Source organism: Streptomyces sp. NPDC087270 (assembly GCF_044744625.1).
In the GTDB taxonomy this organism is placed as follows: domain Bacteria; phylum Actinomycetota; class Actinomycetes; order Streptomycetales; family Streptomycetaceae; genus Actinacidiphila.
In genome coordinates this window covers 23,983-36,607 of the sequence record NZ_JBIUYR010000026.1, presented here as the reverse complement: position 1 = coordinate 36,607, position 12,625 = coordinate 23,983, and the positions used below count along the sequence as shown (strand labels likewise).

General features: G+C 66.6%; 5 protein-coding genes, 1 tRNA gene and 2 pseudogenes. 6 read left to right on the top strand and 2 right to left on the bottom strand.

Annotation, left to right across the window (positions count from 1 at the left end; translation table 11 throughout):
- Positions 1 to 60 precede the first annotated feature (60 nt).
- The 3 genes and pseudogenes from ACIPAE_RS35965 to ACIPAE_RS35955 all read left to right on the top strand — a co-directional run.
- Positions 61 to 6,774 (top strand): RHS repeat domain-containing protein, encoded by a 6,714-nt coding sequence (locus tag ACIPAE_RS35965; RefSeq protein WP_402451125.1) that lies wholly within the window; start codon positions 61 to 63, stop codon positions 6,772 to 6,774.
- Entirely contained in the window at positions 6,771 to 7,433 is a 663-nt protein-coding gene (locus ACIPAE_RS35960; protein ID WP_402451124.1) for a DUF4304 domain-containing protein, read from the top strand. The genes ACIPAE_RS35965 and ACIPAE_RS35960 overlap by 4 nt, the downstream gene beginning before the upstream one ends.
- A gap of 131 nt (positions 7,434 to 7,564) precedes the next feature.
- Positions 7,565 to 7,765 (top strand): annotated as a pseudogene (locus ACIPAE_RS35955) (ISL3 family transposase); the annotation flags it as partial.
- A gap of 124 nt (positions 7,766 to 7,889) precedes the next feature.
- Here ACIPAE_RS35955 and ACIPAE_RS35950 read toward each other — a convergent pair.
- Positions 7,890 to 9,163: pseudogene (locus ACIPAE_RS35950) on the bottom strand (IS256 family transposase).
- A gap of 74 nt (positions 9,164 to 9,237) precedes the next feature.
- On the opposite strand from ACIPAE_RS35950, the gene ACIPAE_RS35945 reads away from it, so the two are divergent.
- A complete protein-coding gene (locus ACIPAE_RS35945; RefSeq protein ID WP_402451121.1) occupies positions 9,238 to 9,777 on the top strand; it encodes a hypothetical protein in 540 nt (179 codons plus the stop codon).
- An 835-nt stretch (positions 9,778 to 10,612) separates the two neighbouring features.
- Here the strand turns inward: ACIPAE_RS35945 and ACIPAE_RS35940 are convergent.
- Positions 10,613 to 10,684: transfer RNA gene (locus tag ACIPAE_RS35940), tRNA-Arg, on the bottom strand.
- Between the two features lie 157 nt (positions 10,685 to 10,841).
- Here ACIPAE_RS35940 and ACIPAE_RS35935 point away from each other — a divergent pair.
- Positions 10,842 to 11,345: a response regulator gene (locus ACIPAE_RS35935; protein WP_402451119.1), complete on the top strand. Its 504-nt coding sequence runs from the start codon at positions 10,842 to 10,844 to the stop codon at positions 11,343 to 11,345.
- 85 nt (positions 11,346 to 11,430) lie between these two features.
- Positions 11,431 to 12,594 carry an ArgS-related anticodon-binding protein NrtL gene (gene nrtL, locus ACIPAE_RS35930; RefSeq protein ID WP_402451118.1) on the top strand — a complete coding sequence of 388 codons (1,164 nt, stop codon included), beginning with the start codon at positions 11,431 to 11,433 and terminating at the stop codon, positions 12,592 to 12,594.
- Positions 12,595 to 12,625 lie beyond the last annotated feature (31 nt).

The following is a 12,625-nucleotide window of genomic DNA, read 5'->3' as shown; positions in this document are numbered from 1 at the left end:
GCCGGGAACGGCCGCATCATCTAGCAGCCGTTCCACATCCGAGCGCATGGAGGCCCGTTCGTGACCGCCGGTGGCAAGAACCGATGGATGCGCACCACGTTGCTGAACGGTGTGCTGTTCCGACACGCGACAAGCTCGCCGACCCGGCTACGCGGACGGCGCCTGCCCATCGTAGTGGCGTTGTCGGTCGCGTTGGTCGTGCCTGCGGGTCTCGCGCAGACCGCGCAGGCCACAACTGCTGGACCTGGACGTCCTGATGCTCCGGGTTACCGCGCGGGGAAGTTGTCCACCGTCCACGAGACCGGCGGCAAGGCTGCCCGCGCTCAGGTGAAGTCCGCCCGGGATTCCGACGACGCTCAAGCGCGGCGCGCTGTGGCTGAGCAGAAGGCCACGTGGCCTTCTGCTGGTTCGGGCACCGCGGACCTGTCGAGTTCGACGGCCGTGCACCTGACGGCCGGAGGTCTGCCGGTCAGTGTGTCGCGTGCAGTCGCCAAGAACACCGCGGCCAGGAGCACGGCAGGCAAGACTGCGACGACCCACGGCGTCGTAGAGGCGGCGGGTCAGGTCCGGGTGCGATCGCTAGGACAGGGTGCCGCGGATGCGGCCGGTATCCACGGTGTGCTGTTCGCGGCCACCGCTGCCACGCCAGGTCTCGCACATGTGGACGTGAACTATTCGCAGTTCGCCTCTGCCTTGGGCGGCGGCTGGGGAAGTCGGCTCAGGCTGGTCCAGTTGCCGGGCTGCGTGCTGACGCGCCCGCATGACGCGGACTGCCGGAAGCCGGTGTCTCTGTCCTCGCGCAACGATCTGAAGTCGCAGACGCTCTCCGCGGATCTACAGCTGAGCGCGATATCCGAGGCCGAGGCCACGTCAGATTCAGCTGCGCCCGCCGTGTTCTCGGCGCAGGCATCCGGCAGCAGCAGCGAGTCCCCGTCGGGATCTGGCAACTACGCTGCTACGCCCATGTCGGCGGCCTCCACCTGGTCTGCGGGCAGTTCTTCCGGTGCTTTCACCTGGTCCTACCCGATGTCGATACCGCCGGCCGCAGCCGGGCCGGCGCCATCGGTGGGGTTGTCGTACGACTCCTCCAGCGTGGATGGCAAGACGGCCACAACGAACAACCAGGCCACCCAGCTCGGCGAGGGGTTCACCCTCAGCTCGGACGCGTACATCACACGCTCCTACGCCTCGTGCGACGACGACGGTGAAGACGGCAAATATGACGAGTGCTGGAAGTACGACAACGCCTCGTTGGTGCTGAACGGGCACTCCAGCGAGCTCGTCAAGGACGATGCGACCGGCGTATGGCGGTTGAAGAACGACGACGCCTCGATCGTCACGCACTCCACCGGCGCCGACAACGGCGACCAAGGTGACAGCACGATCGACGGTGCCGGCGAGTACTGGACAGTGACCACCGGCGACGGCACCAAGTACGTCTTCGGCCTGAACAAGCTGCCCGGAGCCGGAGACCAGCGCACCAACTCCGTATGGACCATCCCGGTCTTCGGCAACAGCTCAGGTGAGCCCGGCTATGCCGACGGCACCTCCTTCTCCGGGCGCTCACTGAACCAGGCGTGGCGCTGGAACCTCGACTACGTCGCCGACGTCCACGGCAACGCCGAGACGTACTGGTACACGGCGGAGACCAACTACTACGCCAAGAACGGCGCTACCACCGGCACTGGCTCCTACACGCGTGCCGGAACCCTCGACAAGATCCTCTACGGGCAGCGCACGGACACGCTGTTCACCGCGAAGGCGTCGGACGAGGTCGACTTCACCTACGACGAGCGCTGCTTCAACGACTGCACCACGCTGAACAAGGACACATCCGACCACTGGCCCGATGTCCCCTTCGACTCCGTGTGCGCCAAGGCCGCGGACTGCATCACGACCGGTCCAACGTTCTTTACCCGCAAGCGGCTCACAAAGGTCGAGACATTCGCGTGGCTGGCCACCACCAACAAGTACGACCCGGTCGACAAATGGGACTTCACGCAAGAATTCCTCGACCCCGGCGACATCGGCGACACTAGCGACCAATCACTCGTCCTCGACTCGATCGTCCAGACCGGCGAGGGCGGCAGCGATAGCGCCGTCGTGAAACCGCTGACTTTCACCTACCGGCCCCTCCACAACCGGGCGGACTCCAACAGCGACGACATCCTCCCGCTGAGCCGCTATCGCATCGACACGATCACCTCCGAGACCGGGGCGATCACCACCGTCACTCTGGACGCGGCCGACTGCATACGCGGATCGAGCATGCCGAAGGCCGAGGACGACGACGACAAGAACTGCTTCCCCCAGTACTGGCACATCAACGGTGCCACCGACGCCGCACTCGACTGGTTCCAGAAGTATCCAGTGCAGGCAGTCGTCACGACCGACCCGGCCGGACGCGGTGAAGCAGTTGAGACGGCCTACGACTACGCCAACCCCGGCTGGCGCCACAACGACGACCCCTTCACCCCCGAGAAAGAGCGGACCTGGTCGGACTTCGAAGGATACGGACAGGTCACCGAGACAGACGGCGCGAAAGGCACCACCCAGTCGAAGACCGTGTCCGTCTACATGCTGGGCCTGAACGGCGACAAACAGAAGGGCACCACCGCCACCCGCTCGGCCAAAGTCAGCGGCCTCCCGATCACGGGATTGAACGTCCCCGACCTCACCGACTCCACGCAGTATGCGGGCTTCGAACGCGAAGAGGTCACCTACAACGGCTCCACACCGGTCTCGGTGACCGTCAACGACCCGTGGTCCAAGAACACCGCGAGCCAGCACAAGTCGTATGCCGACATCGAGGCGTACTACATCAGGACCGTCAAGACCACGACCAATACTTACCTGACCGTGCCGCAGACCTGGCGCAGCCGCGCAGTCAGCACCACCTATGACGACTATGGCATGGCCGCCACCTCGGATGACACAGGTGACACCGCCAAGTCCGGGGACGAGAGCTGCACCCGCAACTGGTACGCCCGCAACCCTGACATCGGCATCAGCTCGCTGGTCTCCCGTGTCCGCACGGTGGCGCGCCCGTGCTCGGTGGCGGAGGCCGACCTGAACCTCCCGGCCGGCTCGGCCACGCGCGGTGACGTCCTGTCCGATACGGCCACCGTCTACGACAACACCTCCGCCACGGCGTGGACGGCAAACCAGAAACCGACCAAGGGCGAGGCCACCTGGACCGGACGTCCTACCGGCTACCCGGCCCTGGCGACCAACGACGAGCGCTACCCGGCCAGCTGGCAAACCGTCACCCAAACCACCTTCGACGACTCCAGCGACCCGGGCCTGGGTCGCCCCGTCCTCACCAAGGATGCCGAAGGCAACGCGACGAAGGTGGGCTATACACCGACGTCGGGCGGACCGACCACCGAGACCACGGCCACCAACCCCGCGGGCCAGGCTGCCGTTACCGACATCGACCCGGAGCGTGGCAACGTACTGAAGACCACTGCGGTCGACGGCAAGGTCACCGAGTCCGCCTATGACGCGCTCGGCCGGGTGACCGCCACCTGGTTGCCCAACCGCCGGCGCATCCTTGACCAAGCGGCCAACTACGTTTACGCCTATCACCCCAACAACGGGACAACACCGTCGTGGGAGTCCACCGGCACCCTGAGGGCCGACGGCGCCACTTACAACACCAGCTACGCGATCTTCGACTCGCTGCTACGGCCCCTGCAGACCCAGTCACCGACCCCCAACGGCGGACGACTACTGACCGACACCCGCTACGACAGCCGCGGCCTGGCCTACGAGACCTACGCGGACGTCTTCGACAAGGACGCCGCGCCGAGCGGCACATACGCCCCCGTGGAGTACGGCGGCGCACCGAAGCAGACCGAGACCGTCTACGACGGAGCTGGCCGCGCCACCACCAGCACGCTGCTGATCTTCGGCGTGCAGAAGTGGTCGACCACCACCACGTATACAGGCGACTCCACCGCGGTCACCGGCGTGAGCGGAGCCTCGGGCACCCGCACCATCACCGACGCACTCGGCCGCACCACCGAGCAGCGCCAGTACGCCGGCACCTCCACCGCCGACACCCAGTACGGCAGTGGCGTCGGCACCCCCTACACCCGAACCGCGTTCACCTCTACCGTCGACGGCAAGCCGTCCACCGTCACCGGTCCCGACGGCGCCCACTGGTCCTACACCTATGATCTGTACGGGCGGCAGACCACGGCAGTCGACCCTGACGCCGGCAGCAGCACCACCGGCTACACCGACCTCGACCAGGTCTCCTGGACCAAGGACGCCGTCGGCAACGCCATCATCTCCGCCTACGACGACCTCGGCCGGCCGACCGGCACCTGGAGCGCTCCAGCTGGCGCTGATCTGACCTCCACCACCGAGGAACAGGTCCCCGCCAACCAACTCACCGCCTACATCTACGACAGCCTCGTGCTGGGCCAGCCCACCTCCGCTACCCGATACGTCGGCGGAAGCGGGCCCACCGGAACCGCCTACACGAGCACGGTCACCGCCTACGACAGCATGGACCGGGCCACCGCCACCCAGTTGACCCTGCCGTCGGATGACCAGTTGGTCACCTCAGGAGCGGTCAGCTCCACCCTCTCCTTCTCCACCGCATACAACATCGACGGCACCCAGCAGTTCATCAAAACACCAGCCGCAGGCGGACTGCCCGCCGAACAGGTCAGCACCAAATACGACGACGTCGGACTGCCAACGACGATGTCCGGCACCTCCGGCTACGTCAACGGCACCACCTACTCGCCGATCGGCGAGGTCTCCCAACTGGACCTCGCCACCTCCTCCGCAGCAGGCATCAAGCATGCCTTCATCACCAACACCTTCGAGGACGGCACCGACCGCCTGACCAGGTCCCAGGTGACGAGCCAAACCGCCCCTTACGACCTGCAGGACCTGAACTACACCTACGACGACGCCGGCAACGTCACCTCGATCAGCGACCCCACCGACCTCGGCGGCACCGGCAGAGCCGACAACCAGTGCTTCGCGTACGACGGCTACCAGCGGATGACCGAAGCCTGGACACCCGCCACCGCCGACTGCTCCACCGACAAACGCACCGTAGCCAACCTCGGAGGCGCCAGCCCGTACTGGACCTCCTATACCTACACAGACGGCGGGCTGCGCTCCACGCAGACCGACCACACCACCACCGGCAGCACACTGCAGACCTACTGCTACAACGCCACCCAACCGCACGCCCTGACCGCAGTCATCCCTGCGGCCACCTGCACCAACGCGCCCACCCAGTACACCTACGACGACAACGGCGCCACGACTACCCGCCCCCAGGGCGGCAAGACCGAGACCCTCGGCTGGAACGCCCAAGGCCAGCTCGACAGCGTCAAGGTGCCTAACGGCTCCACGACCGACACCACGAACTACCTGTACGGCCCAGGCGGAAACCTCCTCATACGCAGCGACACCTCGGGCGAAACCGTCCTCTACCTTGACGGCATCACCGAGGTCCACCTGAAAAAGACTGGCACATCCACCTCCTACTGGGCACAGCGCTCCTACAGTTTCGGCGGCGCAAGCGTGGCGCTGCGCACCAATCAACCAGGCCAGCCCGCACTGTCCTGGACGGCCGGAGACCAGCACGGCACCAGTTCCCTCGCCGTCACCGCGACCGACCAGACCGTCATCAAGCGCTACACCACCCCCTTCGGCGCACCCCGCACCGGTGGCTCCGGTACCTGGCCAGACGACAAGGGCTTCCTCGGCAAACCCACCGACGACACCACCGGCCTCACCTACATCGGAGCCCGCGCCTACGACCCGACCACCGGCCGTTTCGTCTCCGTCGACCCCCAACTCGACACCAGCGACGGCCAATCTCTCAACGGCTACGCCTACGGCGACAATAACCCGGTTACCTTGGCTGACCCCAGCGGCCAGCAGGTGGAGGAATGCGCGAGGGGAGAAATTCAATGCGTTGCCGGCGTGCCGACTGCGCCTAGTAAATCCAGTCCAGGTTCGGGTTCGGGTTCGGGTTCGGGTTCGGGTTCGGGTTCGGGTTCGGGTTCGGGTTCGACTGGATCATATGGCGACAAAACTACTCGGCATGACCAGGCGCAGAATCGCGCTATTAAGGCGATCAAAGACCAGTTGCGGATCTTGGGCATCACGAACTACGAGATCACCACGAATACCCAAGTGGTCGGCGCTGCAAAGAAGTGCCTCTATGGCGGAAAAAATCCAGGAGATCCTGGGTGTAGCTACGGTAAGCCAGACATTCTCCTGCATGACGATGCGAGCGACGTATACTATGTATGGGAGGTAAAGTCGGCCGGGCAGTCCAACAAGGCCGTTAAGGAGGCGAATTGGTACGTTAAAGCCATTCGGAATAATGGTCAAAAAGCGGTCGTCGGTTGGACTATTGGCGGCCCCTACAATGTCAAGAACGGCGATAAAGTAATTGGCCCAGAACCCGGTTCGGTGATTTACGGCCACCCTGGCAGAAGCAAGAAATTTCGAAAAATTCTGACAGATAATCCGACTAATGTCTGGGCGCAGCAGCCTGTGAACATACCGGATCCGGAACCCGGTCCAGGGCCCGGTCCGTACTCGGGTACTGTCGATCAACCAGGCCTCGGTATCGTCCCTCTAGGGCCCGGTGGTGGCATGACGGACTTGATCGTTCCGTTTGTGATCATCGGAGCACCTCTGGTCGTTGCAGGTGCACCCGAAGAAGCTGCGGGGGGAGCTGCTGCCGGTACCGCGGTGCTGATCCGCAGCCTGTTCGGGCTGGCCGCTTGATCGCGGCCCAGATGGTCGATCCGATGTGGGAGGAACAGATGGCCAACCCTGTTGACACCGTGATTGGGAGGTATGTGACGCCGGTTATGAAGCCAGCGGGGTTCCGCAAGAAGGGGCGGAGCTATCGGCTCACCGGTGACAATGGTGACCTCATCATCGTGGAATTCGATGTTCGAAGCGAGCCCGGAGTCTTCGCGGTCGACTTCGTTATGGTTCCGCTATCACGTTGGGACTGGCTCAACCGCAACGACCTGGGACTCTCGGCGCCTGGCGCAGGTGCAGGGGTGGTCCGGTGCGACATCGTGCCGCCGCAGCACGTGGCTCATCGGTTCCGGGCTGGTCCGCCGTTCTCCTACCGCTGGGTAGTTGACCAGGCAGACGAGGGAACTCGTTGTGGCACTGCTCTGGCAGATGCTTTGAAGGATCGGTTGCCATTGATGCGGCAGCTACTGGATCGGGAGACGGTGTTGCGGGAGGCGAGTGACCCGGATTCAGGTATCCGTCGACTGATGTCCAAGGAGTTGCTGACGTTGTTCCTACGAATTGATGCGGTGGATGCGACGGGCCTTGAGGACCTTCTGGCTCGGCTGGAACCCGATCAGCCAAATCGAGAGTCCATCGTCGACTGGGCGCGCACCCGAGTGGCCGAGCGAACGTAGGCCCGGGCCATCTTCACTGGGCAGAAGAATGTGATGAGCGCTGTCGGTGGGGTGCGCCCGGACGCGAGATGGATCATTCCGGGATCCATCCAGCGAGGCTGGCGATAGGATTTGTCACGTGTGTGGGGATCCAAGTGCGGGCAGCCGACCTGCCCCACCTGCACGCCTTCACCCGAGGCCTGGACCGGGACATCGACGCAGTGATCGCCAGCCTCACGCTTCCGTCCAGCAACGGCCCCACCGGCGTCAACACCAAGACCAAGCGGTTCGTGCATCAGATGCACGAACGTGCAGGCTCCACCCTGCTTCGCCACCGCATCCTCCTCGGATAACAGCACCCTCCGTCACCACCGAAAGTGAGACAGGGCCGATCATTGAACACTCCCGCGGCGGCCAGAGGAGAATCGGGAGTCGCTGGGGTGTGTCAATTTAACGGCTGATCTTGATGGTTGAGGTTCAGTTGTTGGCTGGCGTGAGCCGGCCCTCGAAGGCGATCTGGAAGGCGTTCAGGGGCGCCTTCCAGCGCATGGTCCACCGCTTGCGACCCTTGCCGGTCGGGTCCAGGCTCATCAGCGCCAGGTAGACGCACTTCAGGGCGGCGGCCTCGGTGGGGAAGTGCCCGCGGGCCCGGACGGCCCTGCGTATCCGCGCGTTCACGGACTCGAAGGCGTTCGTGGAGCAGATGACCGTGCGAATTTCGACGTCGAAGGAGAGGAAGGGCACGAATTCGGCCCAGGCGTTCTCCCAGAGGTTGATGATTGCCGGGCACTTCTTCCCCAAGGTGTCCTGGAACCGCCGAAGCGTTCGGCTGCTGCGCTTTCGTTCGGCGCGGTGTAGACGGGCTTGAGCGCCTTGGCGATCTTGTCCCAGTCCGCGCGCGAGGCGTATCGGAAGCTGTTGCGCAGGAGGTGAACGATGCAGGTCTGGACAATTGTTCGGGGCCAGGCGGTCTCGACCGCGTCCGGCAGGCCCTTCAGTCCGTCGCAGACCAGCATCAGCATGTCATCCAGGCCGCGGTTCTTCAGCTCGGTGAACACCTGAAGCCAGTACTTCGCGCCCTCGTCGCCGTCGCCGGCCCAGATGCCGAGGATGTCCCGGTTGCCCTCGACGGTGACGGCCATGACGACGTAGACGGGCCGGTTCGCGACCTTCCCGTCCCTGATCTTCACGTTGATGGCATCGACAAACAAAACGGGATAGACGCGGTCGACGGCCGGTTCTGCCATTCAGTCATACCTTCCATCACCTGGTCGGTGATGGTGGAGATGGTCTGCTTGGAAACCTCGGCGCCGTAGATCTCGGCCAGGTGCGTGGAGATCTCCCCGTGGGTGAGGCCCTTCGCGGACAGCGACAGCACCATCTCGTCCGCGCCCGTCAGCCGACGCTGCCGCTTGCGGACGATCTGCGGCTCGAAGCTGCCGGCCACGTTCCTCGGCACCGTGACCTACACCGGCCCGACATCCGTCAGCACGGTCTTCGCCCGGGTGCCGTTGCGGCTGTTGCCGCTGTTCTTCCCCGCCGGATAGTGCTTGTCATAGCCGAGGTGGTCGGTGATCTCGCCCTCTAGGGAGGGGCTCCAGCACCCGCTTGGTCAACTGCTGCAACAGCCCGCCCGCACCGGTCAGCTGCATGCCCTCACTCCGGGCCCGTTCGACCAGCATCGTGATCAACTGCTCGTCCGACATGGCCGCACCGACCGGCTCAGCCGCGGACTCGTGCTCGATCGTCATCTCACTCACTTGGCGTCTCCATGATCAACAGATCCGCCGTTTATTAGACACTGGCGGCGGGATGGATAGGCGGCTTGGCGGGCCTGGGAGGTGCCGTCGTCGGTGCGGGGGGCGCTCTTCTCGGCGGATGGCTCCAGCATCGCCAGCAGGCACGCACGGCGAATCAGGAACGTCGCGAGCAGAGGGGTATCAGCGTCGGGGACGCCGCGCTCGGCGAGCTGCTGAGCCTCAGACGACACCTTGATTCGGTGATCATGGTTGCGTCGGCTCAGCTGCCGGAGAACTGGCGGGGACCCGTCTGGCAGCACCTGCGCGAGGCGGAGTTGGCGGTTCTCCTGATACCGAACTCAGGCCCCCTGAGGGCACGGATGGATGTGATCTTCAAGGTGCTCAGGAACTTCGATATGGGCGGAAACACCGTCACCAGGAAGTCGGCCGGAGCACTGGTGGTCTGCCAGGAGGCGATCCTCGTGCTGTCGGCATTCCTTCGAGGGGACGAGGTGCTTCCCGCGCCACGTCCGATCTTTCTCAGTTTCGCGGAAGCCCTCGAGCTGCGCGAGGAGCGGGCCCGGCTCCTCGCCGCGACCGAGGGGATGGTCGGCGAGGATGACTGATCTTGACCAGTGAGGCTGGAAGACGCAGGTGCCCACCGGGGCATGGCCGCCCGGATCACTGGGTGCCCGGATCTAGGCGACGGCAGTTCGGCGCGGAGCCGGCGGCCCCGAGGGCCGGTCCGGCGCCTGGCCGTCAGTGCCCGTTCTGGACACGGGAGTGATGGCGGTGACGCAGCCGCTGCGCGTAGCGGAGGTGGCGGCGGCGTCCAGGACGGTGCCCAGAGTTGTGATCGTGCCGGTCACGGCTACCGGGAGCAGACCTTGAGCGCGCCGGTGCCGTCGTCGATGACGCGGGCGAGCTTGCTGGTGGATCCGCTGATGAAGTCGGTGGTGGGGACCCAGCGTGGGGAGCCCCCTCGGCTGGGACACCGGCCGCGCACTTCATCGCTGGCCCTGCCGCCCTTACCGCCTTCCGCCGCGCCGCCCGGCGCGCCACTTCAGCGCACACATCCGCTTCAAACCGTTATAGGTCGGACACTCCTTGGTCGCCCGAATCGGCGGATAGCCTGCCCGCCCCGCCTGTGTGAACGAGTGAGAGCAAAGACATCCGGAGCCGTGTGCGTTTGCGTTCGTCATCGCAGGTCGCAGCGGTGCTCGCGCCGAGCTTGGCCGGAGGACGAATGTGGTCCGCAGAGCGTCCTGGCGACGGGTAAGTGCGGCCGTCACGCGATCGCTGGCCGCTTGACCTGCGGCGATGACAACGCCGAGTCTGTTCAACGGAGATTTGTAGGGTTCTCCTGCCGAAACGAGCAAAGGTCAGAAGACCGTGTGCGTTGTGGCAGTACAAGAAAGGCTCTGACCGGCATTTCTGCTGGTCAGAGCCTTGTTCCGGTTGTGCCCCCGGCAGGATTCGAACCTGCGCACACGGCTCCGGAGGCCGTTGCTCTATCCCCTGAGCTACGGGGGCGACGGGAAGAACATTAGCAGGTTGGGGAGGGTGGACGTGTACGGGGTTTCGGGGGTGCGGGGGGAGGGCCGGTGGGTGGGGGCCGGGTTCACCCGTCGCGGGGAAGAAATGGGCAAAACGCGGACGCATCGCGAGGGGGGCGCCTACGATTTCGGGTGTGGCGGGAGCGTCCGGCCGGGTGCTTGTTGTCGATGACAACAGGGTGATCCGGCAACTGATCAGGGTCAACCTGGAGCTGGAGGGCTTCGAGGTGGTGACCGCGGCTGACGGTGCCGAGTGCCTGGAGATCGTGCACTCGGTGCAGCCGGACGTGGTGACGCTCGACGTGGTGATGCCCCGGCTGGACGGAGCGCGGACCGCGATGCGGCTGCGGGCGGACCCGCGGACGCGGCAGGTGGGCATCGTGATGATCAGCGCGGGGAACCTGCCGGAGGCGGTCAGCGGGCCCGGCGGGGTCGACGCGTATCTGGCGAAGCCGTTCGAGCCCGCGCTGCTCGTGGAGACGGTGCGCCGGCTGGTCCGGCGCGGCCCCCGCCCGGCCGAGGCGCCGGAGGAACCCGGGCCGCCGTCCGGAGTGCCGGGGGAGCACCGCGCGGACCAGCCGCCGGACCAGCCCCAGGACCAGGCCGCCGCCACCCCCGGACCCGGCTCCGGCGCCTGAGCGCGCCTCCCACCGTGCCCCGGCCCACACGCCGGGCCGTAAACCCGCTCGCCTCCCCACCCCCTCCCTCGCCTACGCTTTTCCCGTGACCCCCGCCGAGCTGTCCCGCACCGTCCTGACCACGGTGCGCCGTGCCGTGGACGCGGCCGAGCTGGCCGTGGAGGTGCCCGAGAAGGTGGTGGTGCAGCGGCCGCCCCGCCCCGGCTGCGGGGACTACGCCACGAACGTGGCACTCCAGCTGGCCGGGCCGGCCGGACGCACCGCCCGGGAGGTCGCGGAGATCCTGCGCCGCCGGCTCGCCCGGGAGCCCGGCATCGCGGGCGTGCAGATCGCGGGCGCCGGCTTCCTGAACATCACGCTCAGCTCGCGCGCGTACGACGTGGTGGTGCGCAGGGTCCGCGAGGAGCGCGAGAGATACGGGTACGGCGACGGGCTCGCCGACGAGCGGGTGACCGTGGCCGCGACCGACGGCGCCGTACGCGGCACGCTCGTCGCGGAGGTGGCGAACGTCCTGCTGCGGGCCGCCGGCGCACTCCCGGCCGCCCCGGACACCCCGCCCGAGCCCCTCGAAGTCGCCGAACCGGCCACTCCCGCCGACCTCAGCGCCACCCCCGCCGAGCTCAGCACCGGCCGCACCGCCCCCCTCACCCTCGCCGCCCTCGAATCCGCCCTCGGCCGCGACGCCGCCCGCTGGGCCCTGCTCCGCCCGCCCGCCGAGGACGTCCCGCGCCTGGACGCCCCCGCCCGCGCCGCCCTGCTCGCCCAGCGCGAGGCCAACCCGCTGTTCCGGGTCCGCTACGCCCACGCCCGCACCCGCGCCCTGCTCCGCAACGCCCACGACCTGGGCATGCCGGCCGACGGCGAGGCGGACGCGGCGGACACGTGTACGGTCGAAGAGGCCGGCCCGCATCCCGCTCCGGTCGACGGCGGTGGCCCTTCGCCGGCGTCCCCGGGCGCACCGAGCCCTTCGCACCACCCCGCGGAGACCGAACTCCTCGGCCTGATCGCCGACTTCCCGCGCGTGGTGGAGAGCGCCGCCCGCCGGCGCGGCCCCGACCGGGTCGCCCGGCACCTGGAGCGGCTCGCCGACGCGTTCGCCCGGTTCCACGACGAGTGCGGCGTACTGCCGAAGGGTGACGAGAAACCCTCGGCCGTCCACGCGGCCCGGCTCCGCCTGACCGACGCGGCGGGGATCGTGCTCGCGGACGGCCTGCACCTGCTCGGCATCAGCGCCCCCGACCGGATCTGAACCCCCGACCGGGCCTGACCGGACCGAACCC